The 20,962-nt window shown below is 46.2% G+C and carries 19 protein-coding genes; 14 read left to right on the plus strand and 5 right to left on the minus strand.

The genetic code is table 11. The features are described from left to right. Window positions 1-101 precede the first annotated feature (101 nt). The gene (prlC, locus tag M1L23_RS06545; RefSeq protein ID WP_252626470.1) at window positions 102-2,165 is read left to right on the plus strand and encodes an oligopeptidase A; all 2,064 of its coding nucleotides are present in this window, start codon (window positions 102-104) and stop codon (window positions 2,163-2,165) included. Between the two features lie 25 nt (window positions 2,166-2,190). On the opposite strand, the gene M1L23_RS06550 is transcribed toward prlC, so the two are convergent. Then, on the minus strand, window positions 2,191-2,409 hold the full coding sequence (locus M1L23_RS06550) for a DUF2970 domain-containing protein (protein WP_252626472.1): 219 nt from the start codon (window positions 2,407-2,409) through the stop codon (window positions 2,191-2,193). Further along, window positions 2,402-2,704 carry a hypothetical protein gene (locus tag M1L23_RS06555; RefSeq protein ID WP_252626473.1) on the minus strand — a complete coding sequence of 101 codons (303 nt, stop codon included), beginning with the start codon at window positions 2,702-2,704 and terminating at the stop codon, window positions 2,402-2,404. The genes M1L23_RS06550 and M1L23_RS06555 overlap by 8 nt, the downstream gene beginning before the upstream one ends. Window positions 2,705-2,863: 159 nt before the next feature. Here M1L23_RS06555 and rpe point away from each other — a divergent pair, with 159 nt between their 5' ends. From rpe to M1L23_RS06600, 9 genes are all read left to right on the plus strand, one after another. Beyond that, window positions 2,864-3,541 carry a ribulose-phosphate 3-epimerase gene (gene rpe, locus M1L23_RS06560; protein ID WP_252626475.1) on the plus strand — a complete coding sequence of 226 codons (678 nt, stop codon included), beginning with the start codon at window positions 2,864-2,866 and terminating at the stop codon, window positions 3,539-3,541. A 65-nt stretch (window positions 3,542-3,606) separates the two neighbouring features. Beyond that, a complete protein-coding gene (trpS, locus tag M1L23_RS06565; RefSeq protein WP_252626477.1) occupies window positions 3,607-4,614 on the plus strand; it encodes a tryptophan--tRNA ligase in 1,008 nt (335 codons plus the stop codon). Window positions 4,615-4,886: 272 nt separating this feature from the next. Then, complete coding sequence (locus tag M1L23_RS06570) at window positions 4,887-8,603, plus strand: S8 family serine peptidase (protein WP_252626479.1); 3,717 nt, start codon at window positions 4,887-4,889, stop codon at window positions 8,601-8,603. Between the two features lie 221 nt (window positions 8,604-8,824). Next, on the plus strand, window positions 8,825-10,018 hold the full coding sequence (locus M1L23_RS06575) for an HDOD domain-containing protein (RefSeq protein WP_252626481.1): 1,194 nt from the start codon (window positions 8,825-8,827) through the stop codon (window positions 10,016-10,018). A 179-nt stretch (window positions 10,019-10,197) separates the two neighbouring features. Further along, window positions 10,198-11,415: an aspartate aminotransferase family protein gene (locus M1L23_RS06580; RefSeq protein WP_274707210.1), complete on the plus strand. Its 1,218-nt coding sequence runs from the start codon at window positions 10,198-10,200 to the stop codon at window positions 11,413-11,415. Beyond that, entirely contained in the window at window positions 11,415-12,428 is a 1,014-nt protein-coding gene (gene astA, locus M1L23_RS06585; protein ID WP_252626484.1) for an arginine N-succinyltransferase, read from the plus strand. The genes M1L23_RS06580 and astA overlap by 1 nt, the downstream gene beginning before the upstream one ends. Before the next feature lie 12 nt (window positions 12,429-12,440). Then, window positions 12,441-13,913 (plus strand): succinylglutamate-semialdehyde dehydrogenase, encoded by a 1,473-nt coding sequence (gene astD / locus M1L23_RS06590; RefSeq protein WP_252626486.1) that lies wholly within the window; start codon window positions 12,441-12,443, stop codon window positions 13,911-13,913. A gap of 50 nt (window positions 13,914-13,963) precedes the next feature. After that, entirely contained in the window at window positions 13,964-14,314 is a 351-nt protein-coding gene (locus M1L23_RS06595) for a DUF3802 family protein (protein WP_252626487.1), read from the plus strand. Between the two features lie 4 nt (window positions 14,315-14,318). After that, the gene (locus tag M1L23_RS06600; RefSeq protein WP_252626491.1) at window positions 14,319-14,723 is read left to right on the plus strand and encodes an OsmC family protein; all 405 of its coding nucleotides are present in this window, start codon (window positions 14,319-14,321) and stop codon (window positions 14,721-14,723) included. Between the two features lie 23 nt (window positions 14,724-14,746). Here M1L23_RS06600 and M1L23_RS06605 read toward each other — a convergent pair whose 3' ends face one another. From M1L23_RS06605 to M1L23_RS06615, 3 genes are read right to left on the minus strand one after another with little or no spacing between them, the layout of a single operon-like run. After that, window positions 14,747-15,607, minus strand: coding sequence for a phosphoribulokinase (locus M1L23_RS06605; RefSeq protein ID WP_252626493.1), 861 nt, complete (start codon window positions 15,605-15,607; stop codon window positions 14,747-14,749). Between the two features lie 31 nt (window positions 15,608-15,638). Then, window positions 15,639-15,869: a SlyX family protein gene (locus M1L23_RS06610; protein WP_252626494.1), complete on the minus strand. Its 231-nt coding sequence runs from the start codon at window positions 15,867-15,869 to the stop codon at window positions 15,639-15,641. A gap of 20 nt (window positions 15,870-15,889) precedes the next feature. Then, window positions 15,890-16,888, minus strand: coding sequence for a WD40 repeat domain-containing protein (locus tag M1L23_RS06615; RefSeq protein ID WP_252626496.1), 999 nt, complete (start codon window positions 16,886-16,888; stop codon window positions 15,890-15,892). A gap of 105 nt (window positions 16,889-16,993) precedes the next feature. Between M1L23_RS06615 and M1L23_RS06620 the strand changes: the two genes are divergently transcribed. From M1L23_RS06620 to M1L23_RS06635, 4 genes are all read left to right on the plus strand, one after another. Continuing rightward, entirely contained in the window at window positions 16,994-17,728 is a 735-nt protein-coding gene (locus M1L23_RS06620; protein ID WP_252626498.1) for an FKBP-type peptidyl-prolyl cis-trans isomerase, read from the plus strand. Window positions 17,729-17,836: 108 nt separating this feature from the next. After that, window positions 17,837-18,649, plus strand: coding sequence for an NAD(+) diphosphatase (gene nudC, locus M1L23_RS06625; RefSeq protein WP_252626499.1), 813 nt, complete (start codon window positions 17,837-17,839; stop codon window positions 18,647-18,649). Between the two features lie 68 nt (window positions 18,650-18,717). After that, entirely contained in the window at window positions 18,718-19,785 is a 1,068-nt protein-coding gene (gene hemE / locus M1L23_RS06630) for a uroporphyrinogen decarboxylase (protein WP_252626501.1), read from the plus strand. Window positions 19,786-19,904: 119 nt separating this feature from the next. Next, window positions 19,905-20,960, plus strand: coding sequence for an efflux RND transporter periplasmic adaptor subunit (locus M1L23_RS06635; protein ID WP_252626503.1), 1,056 nt, complete (start codon window positions 19,905-19,907; stop codon window positions 20,958-20,960). Window positions 20,961-20,962: the final 2 nt, after the last annotated feature.

Raw genomic sequence — 20,962 nt, forward strand, 5'->3', positions numbered from 1 at the left:
TATCAGCCTTTTACTTTTCCGACAGGCTTTCAAGCGCACACTTGAAAAACAAGGCATGTAGCCTCATTTATGATTAATCACTTACTAAAAACGGGCAGTATATGAACCTCAAGCACAATCCATTACTGGTAGACACGGACCTACCTGCGTTTTCCCGCATTAAACCAGAGCATGTGCGCCCTGCTATTGAATATATTCTGCAGCAATGCCGTGACACAGTTGAAGCCACGGCGCAAATAACAGAGCACAGCTGGGACACATTAATTACACCCTTAGAGCAAGCCGACGATAAACTTAGCAAAGCGTGGTCGCCGGTGTCGCACATGAATGCGGTAATTAGCACAGAGGAATTGCGCGAAGCCCACGATAGCTGCTTACCTTTATTGTCAGACTACGGTACTTTTGTGGGCCAGCATGAAGGCCTATATCGGGCGTATAAAAACTATGCCGACAGTGCCGAGTTTCAAACACTGACGGCAGCCCAGCAACGTGTTATCACGGAAGCCATTAAAGACTTTCGTTTGTCGGGTGTGGCTTTAGACAAAGAAAAAAAGCAGCGCTATGGCACAATTCAGTCGCGGTTGTCTGACTTAAGCTCCTTGTTTAGTAATAATTTACTTGATGCAACCCATGCTTGGTTTTGCCATATAACCGACCAGCAACGCTTAGCTGGCTTGCCTGAAAGCGCTCAAGTAGCTGCAGCTGCTGAAGCTCAAGAGCGCAAGCTAGAAGGTTGGGTGTTTACCCTAGACATTCCGAGCTACTTACCCGTAATGATGTATGCCGATGACCGAGCGCTGCGCGAAGAAATGTATCGGGCTTTTGTTACCCGGGCTTCCGAGCTTGGGCCGAATGCGGGCGAATATGACAATACGGCAGCCATTGAAGAAACCATGGCACTTCGCCAGGAATTGGCGGAGCTATTAGGGTTTGCCAACTACGCCGAGCTGTCACTTGAATCTAAAATGGCCGAGTCGCCCGCACAAGTGGTGGGCTTTTTAGAAGACTTAGCAAAGCGTTCATTGCCGCAGGCACAACAAGAATTAGCCGAGGTGAAAGCTTTTGCTGCCGCTTTAGGCGAGCAGGGAATAAGTAAGGATGACATAGCCGCATGGGACTTGGCTTACTATTCAGAGCAGCTAAAGCAGCAATCCTATGAAGTGTCAGACGAGTTGTTACGGCCTTATTTTCCTGAACACCATGTAGTGTCGGGGTTGTTCACCGTAACAGGAAAGCTATTTGGCGTCAGCTTTGCCGAGCGTAGCGACGTTGATACCTGGCATGAGCAGGTACGTTACTTCGACGTGCTGGATGCGGATAAACAAGTTGTCGCAGGTTTCTATTTAGACTTATTCGCCCGGGCAAAAAAGCGTGGGGGTGCCTGGATGGCTGATCACGCGGTGCGCCGCCGTACTCCGTTAGGCATACAAAAACCAATTGCCTACTTAACTTGTAACTTTAATCGCCCTCAAGGTGACACCCCAGCGTTATTTACCCACGACGAGGTGGTTACGTTGTTCCATGAGTTTGGCCATGGCTTACACCACATGCTGACCAAAGTAGACATTGCGGCTATTTCAGGAATAAACGGAGTGCCATGGGACGCGGTGGAGTTACCTAGCCAGTTTTTAGAGAACTGGTGCTGGGAAAAAGAAGCATTAGCCTTTATTTCTAAACATTACCAAAGTGGCGAAACGCTGCCAGAAGACTTATTGCAAAAAATGTTGGCGGCGAAAAACTTTCAGTCGGCTATGCAAATGGTGCGGCAGTTGGAGTTCTCTTTATTTGATATGGCCATTCATATGAACCCAGCGGCAAGTGAACCAGGTGCAGTGCAAGCCATATTAAACAGTGTGCGTGAGCGTTCTGCGGTAGTGAAACCACCAGAATTCAATCGTTTCCAGCATAGTTTTGGGCACATTTTTGCCGGTGGTTATGCGGCAGGGTATTACAGCTATAAATGGGCCGAGGTACTTTCTGCCGACGCGTTTGCGCGCTTTGAAGAAGAAGGCATATTTAATGCGAATACAGGACGTGACTTTCAGCAGGCAATTTTAGAGGCGGGTGGCAGCGACGAGATTATGAATTTGTTTCGTAAATTTCGTGGTCGCGAGCCCGATATTAGTGCCCTGTTGCGCCATTCGGGTATAGGCATCAGGGCTTAATGGATTAAATGTTACAAGTCGGAGCTTATACTCCGGCTTTCATAACCACAGTTACAATGCCCACCATAATTAAAACAAATAGCAAAATAAAACTAATGCCAGCAAGAATAAAAGGTAATGGGCTACTGTGGCTAAAGTCGCGCTGCCTATTGCGTTGCGACTGAACGCCAAACATACCTGCAGCAATACTGCTAACAACTTGCAACAAATTAGGCTTCTGGTTTTTGGGGTTAGGCTTAGTCATAGCTAAAGGACAAAAAAGAACTTTTGTCGCTCTTAGTCGTTTTCTTGGCGGTATCTTTTACTTTATCGCCAAACATAAGTTCAACTAAGTCGAGGAAATGAAACTGAGTAGAGCGGCTACTACCTTGTAACCAAGCCCGCCATGTTACTGGGGTATCAATGTTACTAGCACCGCATAGGGTGTGTTGCACTCCATTGAATACGTCGGTACAGTTTTTTTGGTTTGGGGCAGCAAGTATAAAGGTGCCAGTGAGAGTAGCTAGCGCAGTAACACTTGCAATAATAAACTTTCGCATTAAACACCCGTGAGCATAAATAAAACAAATTTGGTTAAGAAATATACCACTGGTGTAGCAAAGATACTAGCCATTTACGAATGAATAGGTGAAGGAAAGTGATGGTATTGGTAGACTGTACACAACTTCAATTGTGACATTAAACCTGAGGCAGTAATCATGTCCGACTTTTTAATTGCACCGTCTATTTTGTCTGCTGACTTTGCTCGTTTAGGTGAAGACGTAGAAAGAGTAATTTCAGCCGGTGCCGACGTGGTGCACTTCGATGTAATGGACAACCACTTTGTGCCCAACTTAACTTTTGGGCCAATGATGTGTAAGGCATTACGCGATTATGGCATAACCGCACCTATTGATGTTCATTTAATGGTGTCGCCGGTTGATTCGTTAATACCTGCCTTTGCGGAAGCGGGGGCAACCATGATTACGTTCCACCCGGAAGCATCGGTGCATATTGACCGTACTTTACAATTGATTAAAGATTCTGGTTGCCAGGCGGGGTTGGTATTAAATCCTGCAACACCACTACATTACTTAGATTATGTAATGGATAAAGTAGATATTATTTTACTTATGTCGGTTAATCCTGGTTTTGGTGGCCAGTCGTTTATTCCCTCCACGTTAGAAAAATTACGTGCTGTGCGTAAACGTATCAATGACAGCGGCCGTGCTATTCGCCTTGAAGTAGACGGTGGAGTGAAAGTAGATAATATTGGTGCTATAGCAGCTGCGGGCGCAGATATGTTTGTGGCGGGTAGCGCCATTTTCAACGCGCCAGATTACGCCCAAGTCATTACCGCAATGCGAGCTGAAATAGCCAAAGCAGTAAGAGAGTAACAGCTTTACACTAAGAAAGTGGTTCACTTAAATTTTATAACTTTAACAATGGAAGATAAAACAGCATGAACAAACCTGTCGTATTAAGTGGCTGTCAGCCGTCGGGTCAGTTAACCATTGGTAACTATATGGGGGCCTTACGCCAGTGGGTTGGTATGCAAGACGATCATGACTGTTACTTTATGTTGGTAGATTTACATACTATTACGGTACGCCAAGAACCGAAAGTATTGCAGAATGCTACGCTAGACGGTCTTGCTTTATATATGGCCTGTGGGCTTGATGCTGAGCGCAGTACGTTATTTTTGCAGTCGCATGTGCCGGCCCATTCACAGTTAGCGTGGGTACTAAGTTGCTATACCCAAATGGGCGAACTTAACCGTATGACTCAGTTTAAAGACAAGTCGTTGCGCCATGAGTCGAATATTAATGCGGGCCTGTTCACTTACCCAGTATTAATGGCAGCAGATATTTTGGTGTATGGTGCGAACCAAGTACCCGTGGGCGATGACCAAAAACAGCACTTAGAATTAAGCCGCGATGTGGCTACCCGTTTCAACAATATTTATGGCGATATTTTTGTGGTGCCCGAACCTTATATTCCACAACATGGCGCGCGTATTATGAGCCTGCAAGATCCAACTAAAAAAATGTCAAAGTCGGACGAGAACCCGAACAACTATATTGGCTTGCTGGAAGACCCTAAACAGGTAGCAAAGAAAATAAAGCGTGCAGTAACCGACTCAGACGAGCAAGCACGTATTTACTTTGACCCACAGGAAAAAGCAGGGGTGTCGAACTTACTCACTTTGCTTTCAGGTGCTACGGGCCGTTCAATTGACGACCTAGTGCCTGACTATGAAGGGAAAATGTATGGTCATTTAAAAGGCGACGTAGCCGATGCCGTAGTTGCCTTTTTAGAGCCGCTGCAGGAAAAATATCATACCTTACGCGAAGATCGAGCACAGCTTGATAGTATTTTGCGGCTGGGGGCAGAAAAGGCTAGCGTGCGTGCTGAACAAACGCTGAAACAAGTATATGACGCAGTAGGTTTCGTGCCGCTGACTCGGTAGCATAAGCGACTAAAATTTTGAATTAACACAGGGACCATTTAGGTCCCTGTGTTGTTTGCACTGCTAGTGCAAGAGGCGCTTTAAATTGTAACTAAATATCACGGGTGCGATTAAAAACAATCCATTGTAGGTGTTAAGAGTTACTATTTTATTATTATTGTTATAGCTGCCTTTTCATTGCTGATCTGTAGCGAATTTGTTGGTTGGTAGAACCACTAAGCTTCCGATATGCTACTAAAATAAAACACATCGCCTAATTAGGATCGCACTGCATGAAACGTCCAATATTGTTGCCCAGCAAGCCTTTGTTGCTAGTCTCTTCTATCGCTCTTATTTTGCTGTCGGCAAGCCCAATGGTTGCAGCTGATCTTGTCACCAAGCCAAGAATTCAAGCCAACCTAACCGATATAGTTTCAATGAAAGGTCAGCCCAAGCACCGATTAGAAGTAGCCGAGCCTAGCTACTATATTGTCGAGCTAGAAGAGCCTGCGTTGGCTGCCTATGCAGGCACTATGCCGGGCTTAGCCGCAACGCAGCTAACAGAGCCGGCCAATGAGCGTTTAAACGTACATTCAATTGCCGCGCGGGAATATGGTGCTTTCTTAAATAGTCGGCAACAAAGCTTTGCTCAAGCTATGCAACGTCGCTTGCCAAGCGCTGAAATTGCTCAGCAATATACCACCGCTATTAATGCTGTAGCAGTGCGTACTTATGATCAAAATGCCATGGCCACATTGCGGTCTTTACCTGGCGTAAAGCGAGTGTATAAAAATGAAATGCGCCATGCCCAAATGGATACATCGATTGCCGCAATTTCAGCAACGCCCGTTTGGGATTTAGCCGGTGGACGAGATCGTGCCGGTGAAGGCATTCGTATTGCGGTAATTGACTCGGGAATTCGCCCAGCAAACCCTATGTTTAGTGGGCAAGGTATGGCGGCACCAACAACACGACCAGCAGACGACTATTGTGCGCTTACCGACATGTCATTTTGCAATAACAAGGTAATAGTGGCTCGATACAGTCAGCCTACCTTTACTATTAATTCGGCAGAGCACTTAAGCCCTTTAGACTATAGTGGCCATGGTTCCCATGTGGCGGGCACTGCTGCGGGAGCCTATGTAACTGCGCCGTACCAAGGCAATGACATTGCTATTTCTGGCGTTGCACCAGGGGCATATTTAATGGTGTATAAAGCATTGTTTGCTACACCAACCGAGCCGGGTTCTGGTAGTGACGTGATGCTACTGGAAGCTTTAGAACATGCAGTGCGTGACGGCGCCGACGTAATAAATAACTCGTGGGGTGGTGGCCCAGGTGTTGACGGTACCGATAGTGTGTATAACTCGGTGTTTGCCAATATTGAAAGCGCAGGAGTGCTATTAGTAACAGCGGCTGGAAACGATGGTCCAGCAGAGCAAACTATAGGCTGCCCAGGTTGTGTTGAACCGGGCATTACGGTTGCTGCAGGCGACATGGGGCGTGTTTTTGAGAATTTGGTTCAATATGGAAACAAAAGCTGGCTGGCTGTTCCTGGTGCTGGTGCGTTTAGTATTGCCACCGATTTAACGGCGAAGCTTACCTTAGCTAACCAAGTTGACGCGACAAATTCTTTAGCTTGCAGGCCCTTTGCAGAAAATAGTTTAGACGCCACAATTGTATTGGTAGACCGAGGCGAATGTACCTTTGTAGAAAAGGCGACGAATGCTCAGAATGCGGGCGCTGTAGGCCTTATTGTCGCAAATAACGAGCCAGGTACTATTAATATGGCGCTTGACGGCGTTACCCTACCTTCGGTTGCCATTAGCCAAACCGATGGGGCAGCTTTGCGCGCTAACTATATTGAAAATGCGCCTATTACCATAACCAAAGCCATAGCAAAAATTAACCCAGCGGCTAAAAATAGAATGGCGTCTTTTAGTTCGCGTGGGCCAAATGGCAACAGTACTTTCTTAAAGCCTGAAATTACTGCACCAGGGGTGGCTATATTGTCAGCAACGTCACCTGATCAAAGCGGAACTGACTTTGCTTTAAATAATGGTACAAGCATGGCCACTCCACAAGTTGCTGGGGCGGCAGCGTTGCTTAAACAGCTACGGCCAGAGCTTAATGCGTTGCAGTTGAAGTCTATTTTAATGGGCACGGCAGAAACTAGACGTATGTTAGGAACTGGCAGCACCGAGTATGCAACGGCATTTGCACAGGGGGCGGGCTTCTTGAATGTTGCTGCTGCAGCACAAGCAACTTTTGCCCTGAATAAACCTTCAGTAATGTTAAACGGGTGCTTAGGTAACTGCACATTTACTCGTACAATTGCAAACTTAACGAACCAGTCTTTGTATTTGGAACTTGATGTTTTAGTAGGATCTTCTCTTTTAAACACTCGCATTACTATCAATTCAGGTGCCACTTCAGCGCCAGTGACTACCTTAGAGTCGCCGGTTCAGCACGACGTTCATATACCAGCAGGTGGTAGCGCTACCTTCACTGTTGAAATTGATAGTCACTTTGCCAAAGAAGGCTGGTTGTTCCCAACTTTAATTATTAGCGACACTAATGGAAACAGTCAGGAATACCCTATTGCATTGTCTAATGAGCGTGCCGACGACGCCCGCGTACTTGCCAGTGAAGTAACTTCTGGCGAACCCTCTTGGGGAGAAAAAGTTACAGTAGCCACATTATTCAGCGGTTCGAAAGATGGCGTGGAAAACAAATTAACGGTTCACTTTCCTGAAAACTTATCCATAACGAATGTAACCGCCAATACGACAAACGCTACCGGTTCATTGGTGGCAAACAACACATTTGCCACTTGGACAGGGCGATTTGGTGCAGTGTCAGACAACAGTGTTATTCGGCAAATTCCAACGTTGGGTATGTCTTTACTTGATATGCCTGCAAATATGTTACTTGGCAGTGTGCAGTCGATTGGTTGCACTGAAGAAATATGTGACGAAATGGTTATTCCAATTACTGGGCTTGGTGATTTAGGCGGCTTACCTTATAACGGAGACGTTTATGACACGGTCACTGTTTGGGAAAACGGAATTATAGCGCCGGGCGATCAAACTGCAGTAAGTGCCACCTACTATAATTTAAGCATGCCAAATAGTGAGCGGCCGAATAATGTAATTGCCCCATTGTGGAGCGACTTTACGATCGGTGGTGACGTTGGCGGAGAAATTTATTTTGCTGCCATAACCTACGACGGTGATGAATATATAGTTATTGAATGGCACAACGCTAAACTGTGGAGTGAATCGATTTCTGCGAGTGATCCTGGTTATACCTTTGCAGTTTGGATGCGTTTTGGCGCTGGAGTTGAGCCTCGTGTGTTATTTAACTACATTGATATACCAAGCATGCCAGCTATTGCGACCATAGGAATTGAAGATATTTACGGTACGAGTGGTGTGCAGCGTTACTTTGACGGCGACGGCATTGGCGTAAGTACGGGGACCGCACTAGAAGCAATTATGGACGCTAGCGTTAGTCAAGTGGTGCTAAACTACGAAATTGCTTTAAATGAAGGACATAACTTTACGGCAACAACGGAATGGAATACCGCGGTTTCAGTAGACGTACTAGGGCAGTTACCTGCAGCGTTACAAGAAGCTTTTGGCACAGCTGTTGGAACCACAAGTAACGGCACCTTTGAGGCCTTTACCCCTATTCGCATTCAGCCTACTGGGGCGCGTAAGCTTGAAATAACTAGTAGTACCAATAATGGTAAAGTTGATGTGATAGGCGCTAAAAGTATTCGCTTTACACCAGATGTGAAGTTTACTGGAACAGAAGTTGTAAGATACCGTCTAGTAGACGAAGCTAACAATAAAACCCAAGAGTATACGGTTAGCTTTACGGTTGAAGCAAAGCCTGAAGGTAGTAAAAAATGGTATGAAGGTGGTTTAGGCGTTATATTTGGAATGGGTGTTATGGCACTAGGTTTTGTGCGCTTAAGCAAGCGGAGCAAACTGCAGAGCATGTAATAGCCTTGCCAATTTAAGCAAAGCCTGGTGTCGCGAATTGAAGTGGCCCAGGCTTTTTGCTGTTGGCTGACAAATATTATCTTGTATATGAGTTTAGCTGTATGGTGCACTTGCTGCGATGTTTTGACGAATAACTGGCCGAGGCTTTTGCAAGAATAAAGCCTTGCTATACCGCTAGCGAATAATGAATAATATGCACGACCAGTTTAAGAGGATACGTTTTGAACTATCAGCAATTCCAAGCCTTATGCGATAGTACGACGCAAGGACAGCTCACGCTGCTAGATCGGCGATTCAACAGTTTGCTTATTAGTTTAAGCTTTGCTCGAAAGCTAAATGCAAATAGTGTGGCGCTTGAAGCAGAAGAGGTTGTAAGTCAGCGGGCGTTGCTTGAAGTAGAGCGGCGCCGACAAGATGAGCGAGATCGCGCTTTAGCATCGCAACGCTATCAGCAAAAAGCAGCCAGTGCAGAGTTGCATGAGCGAATTTTTAATTTAATTCGTGACTCAATCGCGCAGCCAGAGCAATTGCGTGCTCGAGTACTCGACATTTCTGATGATGCCATTAACTTAATTGACAATTTATATACCCGCGCCGTTTCTATACGCAAGCTAGAAGAATACACGCCGAACTTACCGTGGCTTGAAGAAGATTTAATACGAGCAGTAAACTTACCACCTTTCGCCGATTCTAAAGACACTAAGCGGGTAAAAGTAACCTCGGTACGCAATGCTATGGGCTTTATTGGCTCAGAAGACTTAGGTATTTTAGTGCCCGCATATACCATGCAATACTTATTGCCGAATTCTATTGAACCATTTAATTTATTAAGCCAAAAAATTTGGGAACATGCTTTGGGTACGGCTAATACTGCACAAGTGCTTGCCGAGCTCGATGGCGACATGAATCCGAGCATGGCATTTATAATGGGCATGTTTCATGGCCTTGGGAAGGGGGCGCTGGCACGCTTGTACACCCAATGTTTCGATGATATTAAACGCAACTTATTGCAAGAATTACGGCAAGCAGGTCGTTCGGTTAGTTATAATGCTCTGTTGCAACTAGGGCCGTCTGAACTTTACTTGCGCAACTTTATGCTGCATTTTTCACATCAATATACAGCCAAATTATTTGCCAGCATGAACTTTCGCTTTATTCCATTTCAAGCTGTTTATGAAGACTTTGCTAAAGCGAAAAACGTTAACGAATTGAATGGGCTGGCCCGTAATTTGTACCAAGCACAACGCTATTCGCAATTTAGAATGATGTATAGTGCTAACTTTGCAACAGCCGAAGACGGCAAAACCTTGTGCAAAGATGCCGGCTTGCAGTTGCCCGCTTTAGACGTGTTACGCGGAGTAAACTTAAAGCGTTTACGTTTAAGACGTGGTGCAGCCGCTGACCCTAACCGCTAGCGCATAATTATGCGCTAACGGTGCAAATCTAAATTACTTTAAAACCCCTTTCGTTTCAACGGCTTACCTAGCAGACATTTGTTAATGTTCATGCGATAATGCACTCCTCATTCTAATTAGCTCGGCTACAAGCGGGGCTTATTCTTTTAACTTTGGGGAATTCAAATATGTCAGACGTAATGCCGGTTACACGTGCGCTCTTTAATGACGTGATGGTGCCAAATTATAACCCTGCTGCAATTATTCCAGTTCGTGGTGAAGGTTCACGTGTGTGGGACCAAGAAGGCCGCGAATATGTTGATTTTGCCGGTGGTATTGCAGTGAATTGTTTAGGCCATTGCCACCCTGCAATGGTTAAGGCGCTTACTGAACAAGCAAACAAGCTTTGGCATTTAAGTAACGTAATGACTAATGAGCCAGCGTTGCGTTTAGCAAAAAAATTAACCGACGCCACCTTTGCTGAGCGCGTTTACTTTGCTAACTCGGGTGCTGAAGCCAACGAAGCCGCTTTGAAATTAGCACGCCGGTGGGCGCTCGACAAATTCGGGGAAAGTAAAAACCAAATTATAGCTTTTTATAAAGGCTTCCATGGCCGAACTTTCTTTACGGTAACTGTAGGTGGGCAAGCGGCCTATTCAGACGGTTTTGGTCCTAAGCCGGGTGCCATTGAGCACGTGGTTTATAACGACTTAGCGTCGCTTGAAGCCGTTATTTCTGATAGCACTTGTGCGGTAATGATAGAGCCCTTACAGGGAGAAGGCGGCGTAGTGCCAGCCGATCGTGAGTTTTTAGCGGGTGTGCGTGCCTTATGTGATAAACACAACGCGCTGCTTATTTTCGACGAAGTACAAACAGGGTTTGGCCGTACTGGTAGTTTATATGCCTATGAACAGTGCGGTGTTACTCCCGACATACTGGCGACGGCAAAAGCGCTAGGTGGTGGCTTCCCTATTGGTGCCATGCTAACGACAGCTGCCATTGCTGAGCATTTAAAAGTGGGTACCCATGGCAGCACTTATGGTGGTAACCCACTGGCTTGTGCGGTTTCTGAAGCAGTGTTCGATGTAGTAAATACACCTGAAGTTTTAGCTGGCGTAAAACATAGAGAGCAATTGTTTAAGCAAGCACTTGCAGCCATTAATGAAAAATATAATGTATTTGAAGAAGTGCGAGGCCAAGGCTTACTGCTTGGTGCTGCACTAACAGAGGCATATAAAGGCAAAGCGCGCGACTTCTTAGTGGCCGCCGCTGAAGAAGGCTTAATGGTACTGGTGGCTGGCACAGAGGTGGTTCGCTTTACTCCTTCATTAATAATTTCAGAAAGCGATATTACTGAAGGCATGGCTCGCTTTGAAAAAGCCGTTGCCAAAGTAGTAAGCGCGCAGCAGGCCTCATAATGATTGTTGTTCGCCCTATTCGGGCAAGCGATTACGAAGCCCTTTATCAATGTGCGGTGGAGTCGGGTTTCGGCTTCACCTCGCTGCCGGTGGATGAAGAACTATTACGCCGCCGTATTGATAAGGCTGAAAGGTCTTTTGCTTTAGAGCATTTAACGGCTCCGGGTGAAGAGGGCTATTTGTTTGTTATGGAAAACTTAAACACCCAGGAAGTGCTGGGTGTGAGTGCCATAGAAGCTGGAGTAGGACTTTCAGATGCTTTTTGGCATTACCGTTTAGGCAAAGAAGCACATCATTCTGCTCAACACAGCGTTCATCGGGTGCTAGACACATTAACTCTTTGTAACGATTACACCGGTTATAGCGAGCTATGTACGCTATTTTTACGTGAGCCCTTCCGAGAAAACCGCAATGGTCGTGTGCTGTCTAAATTTCGAATGTTATTTTTAGCTCAATTCCGTGAGCGTTTTGCTAAAAACATTATTGCAGAAATGCGTGGTGTGTCAGACGCTGACGGCAACTCGCCATTTTGGGGTTGGTTGCAAAAGCACTTCTTTGGCATGGAATTTTGTAAAGTTGACTACTTAACCGGCATTGGCGACAAAACCTTTATTTCCGAGCTCATGCCGCGGCACCCTATTTATTTAAGTTTGCTTGATGAAGCAGCCCAAAAAGTAGTGGGTGTGGTGCATGAAAATACAGTGCCAGCGTTAAATTTACTTAAGTCAGAAGGCTTTTCATTTCGTGGTTATGTAGATATTTTTGATGCCGGCCCTACGATAGAAGGCCGTGTGAAGTACCTGAAAACGGTGCGCGCAAGCCGTTTGCGTACAGTAAAAATAGGCCGCGTAAGCCCCTCGGAAACGGTGTTGGCATGTAACCTTGAATTACAAAACTTTCGCGCGCTACAGGCCGAAGTTGATCTGAATGACGAGCAAGTAATGATTACACCTGAAGTTGCCGACGCTTTGCTGGTGTCGAATGGCGACAAAATTCGGGTTGCACCATTTTAAGGAGTGAAAAAGATGTCAGTAGAACAAACACATTATATTAATGGACAATGGGTTGCCGGTTTAGGTAACGAGTTTACGTCTGTTGATCCCGCTCGTAATGAAGTGATTTGGACAGGGAAAGCAGCCACAGCAGAGCAAGTCGACGCTGCTATGAAAGCTGCACGGCAAGCATTTGTGTCATGGTCTCAAAAAACTGTTGCTGACCGGCTGGTTATTATTCGCAAATTTGCCGAGTTACTGGGCGAGCGCAAACAGCAATTTGCCGAGCTTATAGCGCAAGAAACGGGTAAACCTATGTGGGAAACACTAGGTGAAGTAGGCGCTATGATGGGCAAAATAGAAATTTCTGCCCGCGCCTATGAAGAGCGCACCGGGGTAGTGGAAAATGAAATGCCTGGTGCCCAAGCGTTTATCCGCCATAAACCCCATGGTGTAGTGGCGGTATTTGGACCTTATAACTTTCCAGGTCACTTGCCGAATGGGCACATTGTACCTGCGCTTTTGGCAGGCAACACGGCAGTGTTTAAGCCAAGTGAGCTAACGCCCAAAGTAGCTGCAATGACCCTTCAAGCATGGCACGATGCAGGCTTGCCTGCGGGCGTGCTTAACTTAGTACAGGGCATGGTTGAAACGGGTAAGGCAATAACAGCACATGCTGAAATGGATGGCTTGTTCTTTACCGGTTCGTCTACCACGGGAAAATTATTACATGGTCAGTTTGCTGGCCGCCCAGATAAAATTTTAGCGCTCGAAATGGGTGGTAATAACGCCCTTATTGTTCGAGATGTTGCTGACATAGACGCGGCCGTACATAACATTATTCAATCGGCCTTTGTCACTAGTGGCCAACGCTGCACCTGTGCTCGCCGCTTGTTTATTCAAACGGGCGAACCAGGTGACCGTATTTTGGCTCGCCTTATTGAAGTAACTAAAAATATAGTGGTAGGCGACTATGCAGCCGAGCCACAACCCTTTATGGGCGCTATGATTTCCGCTAAAGCTGCCGCAGGAATGGTGGCCGCACAGCAAATGCTAATTGAGTTAGGCGCTACACCACTCATTAAAATGGTGCAAATTGATAGTGCTAAAGGCCTAGTTACACCTGGTATTCTTGATATAACCACCGTTGACAATATGCCAGATGAAGAGCATTTTGGACCACTGCTAAAAGTAGTTCGCTACAGCGACTTTGATGATGCCATTAACCAAGCGAACACCACTCGCTTTGGTTTATCAGCAGGCTTACTTGCCGACAGCCGTGCCGACTGGGACTATTTCTTTGCCCGTATTCGAGCCGGTATTGTGAATTGGAATAAGCCAATTACTGGCGCTAGTAGTGCGGCACCTTTTGGTGGTATTGGCGACAGCGGTAACCATCGTCCAAGTGCATACTATGCGGCAGACTACTGCGCTTACCCGGTAGCGTCTGTTGAAGCTGAACATTCAGAATTACCAAGCCAGTTAAATCCAGGTTTGAACTTTTAAAGTATCGTAGGCAAGAAGCAGGCTGTATTAACTCAAAATAAGGGGTCGCGATGATTTTAGAAACTGATGGCTATGTTGAGCTGATTCAGTATTTGACCGAGCACTTAAGCATTTTTACTGAGCCTGCGCCTACGGCAGAGCAGGCTGAAGAAACAGTACGTGAATGTTTTGAAGCGCAGCTAGCTAATAGTATTATTTTGGTTAACCAGCAGCATGAAATAGACACTGCCACGCGGCTAGAAATAGTGCGCGAGGCTGATGGCATATTATATGACCTAGAAGAAGTGCTCGCTTCGGTGCTCGACACCAGGCCAGGCCAGCAACAACAAGCATTTATTAAAGAGTTTGTTGGTTTGGTTAAAAACCTTTTTGATTGTGAGTTAAGTAAACAAGGGCTTTAAAATAATGGAAGCACGTGTTCAGTGGTTAAGTGACCTAACCTTTGTTGCCACCAGTGGCAGCGGTCATCAAGTAGTGATGGATGGAAATAGTGGCAAGCTTGCGGCTAGCCCTATGGAAATGGTGTTAATGGCGGCAGGTAGCTGTGCGTCGGTTGACGTAGTTAGCATTTTGCAAAAGGCCCGCCAAAATGTTCGGGCCTGTGAAGTGCAGCTTACGGCAGAGCGGGCAGATACCACACCCGCAGTATTTACTAAAATGAACCTTCACTTTGTTGTTACAGGTGAAAATGTTAGTGAAACCCATGTAGAGCGGGCAGTAAGTTTATCGGCCGATAAGTATTGCTCGGTGTCTATTATGTTAGGCCACAGCGTTGAAGTAACCCACAGCTTTGAAGTAGTTTCTAGCTAAGGCTACAGTTGGTTTGGTTAAGGCTAACGCCGCTCTATTAAGTCTTTAATGAGTGGCGTTAGAATAAGCTCCATCGCTAGCCCCATTTTACCGCCTGGTACCACCAAGGTATTGATACGCGACATAAAAGAGCCGTCGATCATTTGTAAGTAATAAGGAAAGTCGACACCCTGTACACCACGAAAGCGTATGACCACAAAACTCTCGTCCATAGAAGGAATGTCTTTGGCGCTAAAGGGATTAGAGGTGTCTACCGTTGGTACCCGCTGAAAGTTAATATGGGTGCGGCTAAACTGCGGCACTATATGGTGAATATAGTCTTCCATGCTGCGAACAATGCTTTGGGTAACCGCTTCGCGTGAATGGCCTCGTTCCGAAGTGTCGCGTAATAGTTTTTGAATCCACTCCAAGTTAACAATGGGCACCATGCCAATAAGTAAATCAACGTGTTTGCCCACATCGTAGTCTTCGCCTGCAACCCCACCATGTAACCCTTCATAAAAAAGCAAGTCGGTATTCTCCGGGATTTTTTCCCAAGGGGTAAAGGTGCCGGGCATTTGGTTATAGGGAACGGCATCGTCGAAACTATGTAGGTAACGCCTGGTTTTACCGTAACCGGCTTCGCCATACTCACGAAAAAGCTGCTCGAGCGACTCAAAGTCGTTCGCTTCTGGGCCAAAGTAGCTAATGTGTTTTCCTTTGGCTTGTGCCTTCCGAATAGCAACGTCCATTTCTGGCCGTGAATAGCGATGAAAACTGTCACCTTCAATAAATGCAGCGTTTACTTGCAGGTGCCGAAAAATATGGCGTACGGCCTGGCTGGTGGTTGTGGTACCCGAGCCAGATGAACCTGTAACGGCAATAATGGGGTGCTTGACTGACATATAATCCCTTTTTTATTATTTTGGGCAATTTTTAGTAGTGCGGTGGACGTTCATCGGCAGGGTTAAACGGCTCGCCTGGGTCTGAGTTGTCTAACGGGGCTACTTTTTCTGCTAGCAAACGCAAATAGCGTTGCATAGTTTGTAGTTCGATATTTTGTTCGCGTACTAATTGCTCCAGTGCATCTATGGTGTCGTCTTGAAACGCTAGCTTTGTTTCTAAGTCGTCGAGTCGTGTAGTCAGTTCGGTTAAGTTAAGTTTCATGTTTGTCCAAGTTCGCGGCACTACTGTTGAGGGCCATGGCAGGCCGCGGGTAATTGCCATAATTCACCAAAGCCAGCGCTAGTTTCAATAGCAATGGTTTGTGCGTTAGTGAAGCCTAAGGCAATAATAGCAGCACGAGGCGGGTGTTCACCAGCCCGGCCATTAACCCGCCATGTGCAGGCCCGATGCCCATTTTTTACCGACCATAGCTCTATTAGGCGCGATGGTGTACCTGTTAGCAACCATTTTCCGTCGGTGGAAAAAACGGCACTGCTGAACACCTTTTGCTGTGCTTTAATCGATAAGGTAGTAACCATCTCGCCGGTAACTAAATTATGAATATAAGCTTGGGTAGCCGATGACACTAACCCATATCGGCCAAAAGAGTCTATTGCTAGCTGGGTGATACGCCCTTCAATGGGAAAGCTATGGGTAATTTGAACAGGCTCTGTGCGCCATAAAATAGCTTGATGGTCGTTACCTCCGCTAAATACATATTGGCCGTTGGCAGAAATTTCCACTTGCGTAACTTTGTCGCTATGGGCTTGAAATTCAATTCTGCGACCCGTGTTAGGTTCAAAGAAAATTACGGTGCCGTCGTTTCGTGCTAGCACAATGTGTTGGCCATTATTTGATACTGCAACGTCTAGAATAAAACTTTCGTCGTTGCGCCATGCGCCCAATACCTCACCACTTTGGGTATCCCAAAGCACCAGAGTCATTCTGCTAGCAGCTAATACAACATTACTATCGTCAGAAAACTTTAAGGCTACAATTTGGCTTATGCCGCCGTCTTCTTGTTGCCAGTTATGCAACAATTCACCGGTTAAAGTGTCGAACAAGCGCAAACCTTCTTCTGTGGTAGATACCACACTGTACTGGCCATTAGTACTAACAGCTGCGGCTTGTACCCGAGAAGAAGTACGCTCGTTGCGCTCGATTAACTCGGCGGCTGGTGAGCAAGCCAACAGTGTTACGCTTAATAGAGCAATTTTTAAGGTACGGAGCATGAATCTCATTAGTCATCCTTGGTATTTGTGTTTATTATAGTGCTAATAAGCGTTCGTTGCTGGCATCAAAACAGAGCGGAACCTAAAGTTATACTAATATAATCGGAGATTTACATGAAAATTGTGGCAAAAACAGCGTTAGCTTCAGTTGTAGCCCTTGCATTAGCAGGGTGCGGCGGAGCCGAGGTAAAAACGCAGGTTGACTTAGAAACAGACTCGCACCGTCATGCTTATGCATTAGGTACTGTTTTAGGTGACGAAGTAAAGTCGAACTTAGAGCATTTAGCTTCAACGGGTATTACCTTGGACAATCAAGTTGTTCTTGCTGCATTAGCCGATGCCCTTAATGGTGAAACTCAGCTTTCCGAAGACCAAGTACAAGAAGCTGTAATGGAACTAGTAGAATTAAGCACAAGTTTAGCCGAAGCCGAAAGTGCACTGGCGGGCCAGCGTAATCTTGAAGAAGGCCTCGCTTATCAACGGGAAAATGCTGCACGAGAAGGTGTGGTAGTAACCGAAAGTGGCTTACAGTACGAAATATTAGTTGCTGGTGAAGGCGCCAGCCCTGTTGCAGAAGACACCGTAACAGTACATTACGAAGGCAAGCTAATCGACGATACAGTGTTCGATAGCTCTTACGAGCGTGGCGAGCCAATAGCATTTCCTTTAAACCGAGTTATTGTGGGCTGGTCTGAAGGCGTACAACTAATGAATGTGGGCTCAAAATACCGCTTTGTAATTCCTGCCGAGTTGGCCTATGGCGAACAACAGCGTCCTGGTAGTCCAATTCCTCCAAATGCGACACTTATTTTTGAGGTGGAACTGCTGGAAATTGAAGCGGCAGAGTAAGCTGTAAACAATGAAAAGTAAGCTCATCGCATACGCTTTTAAGTAAGTGCGATGGGCTTTTTTTATGGCAAAAGCTGAAGTGAAAAGTATAAAAATGGGTGTGTTATTATGATTTTTCCAGATCGGATGCCTCCAACGGCAACAGCAGTTTGGTGGTTAATAGTGCATGACAATCATTTGGTTGACTTGGCCAGCTCTGAGCAAAGTTTTGAGCCACCCTTTTTACCCGTCGAAGAGATACCTTTTGCCACCTACGCCTATACGGCCGAAATTGGCGAGTACCAAGGAAGCCCGGTATTTTTATTAATTCGAGAGCAGTCAATGAAACTGTTAGCGGGCTGGCAGCAGGTGCCATTACGCCTGTGCTTATTGCGTGCCGATAGCGAGTTGTTTAGTTTAGCTGCCCGTGCTTGCCAAGTGACAGGTTTTTTACAAACCCACAAATATTGTGGTACCTGTGGCGAAGAAGTGGCACAAGATCGCGAAGAATTAGCAGTGGTTTGTGGCCACTGTGGCTTGGTAAGTTATCCACGTATTTCCCCTTGTATTATTGTTGGTATTTACAAAGACGATAAAATATTACTTGCTCAAGGTGTACGGCATCCGGAAGGAATGCACTCGGTGCTGGCGGGCTTTGTTGAAAGTGGTGAGTCGTTAGAGCAATGTTTACGACGAGAAGTATACGAAGAAGCAGGTATTGAAGTAACAGATATTGAATATATAAATAGCCAGCCTTGGCCTTTTCCCCATTCGCTTATGGCCGGCTTTATTGCTCGCTACGCAGGTGGTGAATTAAGGTTAGATCCTACAGAGTTAGTAACAGGAGGTTGGTTTTCGTTCGATAACTTACCACCAACGGCACCGCCCGGATCAATCGCTTGGAATTTGATCGAAGTGGTACGAAAAAAGGTACAGGGTTAATTAACTGACAGGGCGCACCATATTTGGTAGAATTAGCGCTCTAAAATTTGAGGACAAAAGAACCAGATATGACCACAAAACTTAAAAATGATCGTTATTTACGTGCCCTTGCTAAACAACCTGTTGATCGCACACCCATTTGGATGATGCGCCAAGCGGGCCGTTACTTACCAGAATATCGTGAGGTTCGCAAAGAAGCCGGTGATTTTATGGCGTTGTGCCGTAATGCAGAGTTAGCCTGTGAAGTAACCCTGCAACCACTGCGTCGTTTTCCACTCGATGCGGCCATTTTGTTCTCAGACATTCTGACTATTCCAGACGCTATGGGGTTAGGATTGTACTTTGAAGAAGGGGAAGGCCCGCGCTTTAAGCATCCATTACGTGACATGCAAAGTATTGAAGCCCTGCCTATTCCAGATCCAGAAGACGAGCTAGGCTATGTAATGCGTGCAGTGAGTACTATTCGCCGCGAATTAAAAGGCGAAGTGCCATTAATAGGTTTTGCAGGCAGCCCGTGGACGCTGGCCACTTACATGGTGGAAGGTGGTAGTAGCAAAAACTTTTCTGAAGTAAAGAAAATGGCTTTTGCTGAGCCAAAAATGATGCACATGTTGCTCGACAAGCTGGCTCAATCGGTTACTTCGTATTTAAATGCGCAAGTAGCCAATGGTGCACAAGCGTTAATGATTTTTGATACCTGGGGTGGCGTGTTGTCGCCGCGGGCTTACCGCGAATTTTCGCTGCGTTATATGGAACAAATTATTGACGGCTTAACGCGCGAAGCAGACGGCCGGAAAGTACCAGTAACTTTGTTCACAAAAAATGGTGGCCAATGGTTAGAAGCTATGGCTGCTACGGGCTGTGACGCACTTGGTATCGACTGGACCACAGACATGGGCGAAGCAAGAACCCGTGTAGGTGACAAAGTTGCACTACAAGGAAATATGGACCCAAGCATGTTGTATGCAACGCCTGAGCGTATTCGTGAAGAAGTGGAAACCATTTTAAAAAGCTATGGCCAAGGAACCGGTCAGGTCTTTAACTTGGGACACGGCATTCACCCTGGGGTGAAACCAGAAAATGCCGGAGCATTCATTGAAGCGGTAACCGAGCTCAGCCCTAAATACCATGGCTAGTTAACTTTGCGACCAGTTCCGTTTTATTAGCGGTCAATTGTACCGTACCCGCAAGAGGAACGCGGTACAATCGGAAAGTTAATATTTTAACTTATAATAACGACGGGACTGTAAGAAGTATGGCTAAGCGCGCGTTTGTAACCCCTTTAAGTGTGGTAGCAGTTATTTTAGCTGCAATTATTGGCTGGCTCTATTTTTTTGATGGAGACCAAGCCGGTGGCCAGCGTACGATGACTGCACCCACAGTGGTGGTAACAGAAGCGCGCACTATGGAGTTCCGCGACACCATTCAGGGGTTAGGAACTGCTAAAGCAAATCAGTCAGTAAATATTATGGCACGCGTTGCACAAACGGTGCGTGAAATACATTTTACTGATGGCCAAGAAGTAGCAAAAGGCGACTTACTGATCGTTTTAAACGACAGGGAAGAGCGTGCGCGAGCTCAAGAACTTGAGTTTCGTTTGGCTGAGGCCCGCCGCCAACTTGAACGATTACGTGAGCTAGCGCGCGAAAACGCAGCTTCACGCAGCATGATAGACGAACAAGAAGTACGCGTCGAACAAACCTCAGCAGAACTTGCAGTTGCCCGTAGCCGCTTAGACGAAATGCGTATTTTAGCTCCATTTGCGGGTCGGCTTGGTATTCGCCAAGTGAGTATCGGTTCGTTAGTACGGCCCGGCGATGTAATTACCACCCTCGACGCCCTCGACCCTATTTACGTAGACTTCAGTGTACCCGAATTATACTTACCCAGCTTAGAGCCAGGGCAGCGCGTAGCTGCGCGTTCGGCTGCCTACGAAAATCGTGTGTTTGAAGGTCGTATAATGAGCTTAGCCTCGCGGGTTGATCCGGTAACCCGGTCTATTCAAGTACGTGCTCAAATTAACAATGAGTCGCGAGAGTTACGCCCTGGTATGCTTTTAAGTGTAGAGCTAGAGCGCAGCATAGACTTCACCATGATGGTGCCTGAAAGTGCAGTGATACCCATTCGGAACGAACACCATGTTTATCGTATTAGCGACGAAAATCGTGCTGAAATGACAGTAATTACCATTGGTCGACGTTTACCAGGCTGGGTTGAAGTTTTATCCGGACTCAATGAAGGCGATAAGGTGATTATTGAAGGAACGGTTCAGGTTCGAGATGGCTTGCCTGTTAACGTAACGGAGCGCTAAAA

It is taken from the genome of Aliidiomarina quisquiliarum (assembly GCF_023922585.1).
In the GTDB taxonomy this organism is placed as follows: Bacteria; Pseudomonadota; Gammaproteobacteria; order Enterobacterales; family Alteromonadaceae; genus Aliidiomarina; species Aliidiomarina quisquiliarum.

Bases quoted from the DNA above. Each gene is read 5' to 3' on its own strand.
- prlC (WP_252626470.1), top strand. From the start codon at position 102: ATGAACCTCAAGCACAATCCATTACTGGTAGACACGGACCTACCTGCG.
- M1L23_RS06550 (WP_252626472.1), bottom strand. From the start codon at position 2,409: ATGACTAAGCCTAACCCCAAAAACCAGAAGCCTAATTTGTTGCAAGTT.
- M1L23_RS06555 (WP_252626473.1), bottom strand. From the start codon at position 2,704: ATGCGAAAGTTTATTATTGCAAGTGTTACTGCGCTAGCTACTCTCACT.
- rpe (WP_252626475.1), top strand. From the start codon at position 2,864: ATGTCCGACTTTTTAATTGCACCGTCTATTTTGTCTGCTGACTTTGCT.
- trpS (WP_252626477.1), top strand. From the start codon at position 3,607: ATGAACAAACCTGTCGTATTAAGTGGCTGTCAGCCGTCGGGTCAGTTA.
- M1L23_RS06570 (WP_252626479.1), top strand. From the start codon at position 4,887: ATGAAACGTCCAATATTGTTGCCCAGCAAGCCTTTGTTGCTAGTCTCT.
- M1L23_RS06580 (WP_274707210.1), top strand. From the start codon at position 10,198: ATGCCGGTTACACGTGCGCTCTTTAATGACGTGATGGTGCCAAATTAT.
- astA (WP_252626484.1), top strand. From the start codon at position 11,415: ATGATTGTTGTTCGCCCTATTCGGGCAAGCGATTACGAAGCCCTTTAT.
- astD (WP_252626486.1), top strand. From the start codon at position 12,441: ATGTCAGTAGAACAAACACATTATATTAATGGACAATGGGTTGCCGGT.
- M1L23_RS06595 (WP_252626487.1), top strand. From the start codon at position 13,964: ATGATTTTAGAAACTGATGGCTATGTTGAGCTGATTCAGTATTTGACC.
- M1L23_RS06600 (WP_252626491.1), top strand. From the start codon at position 14,319: ATGGAAGCACGTGTTCAGTGGTTAAGTGACCTAACCTTTGTTGCCACC.
- M1L23_RS06605 (WP_252626493.1), bottom strand. From the start codon at position 15,607: ATGTCAGTCAAGCACCCCATTATTGCCGTTACAGGTTCATCTGGCTCG.
- M1L23_RS06610 (WP_252626494.1), bottom strand. From the start codon at position 15,869: ATGAAACTTAACTTAACCGAACTGACTACACGACTCGACGACTTAGAA.
- M1L23_RS06615 (WP_252626496.1), bottom strand. From the start codon at position 16,888: ATGAGATTCATGCTCCGTACCTTAAAAATTGCTCTATTAAGCGTAACA.
- M1L23_RS06620 (WP_252626498.1), top strand. From the start codon at position 16,994: ATGAAAATTGTGGCAAAAACAGCGTTAGCTTCAGTTGTAGCCCTTGCA.
- nudC (WP_252626499.1), top strand. From the start codon at position 17,837: ATGATTTTTCCAGATCGGATGCCTCCAACGGCAACAGCAGTTTGGTGG.
- hemE (WP_252626501.1), top strand. From the start codon at position 18,718: ATGACCACAAAACTTAAAAATGATCGTTATTTACGTGCCCTTGCTAAA.
- M1L23_RS06635 (WP_252626503.1), top strand. From the start codon at position 19,905: ATGGCTAAGCGCGCGTTTGTAACCCCTTTAAGTGTGGTAGCAGTTATT.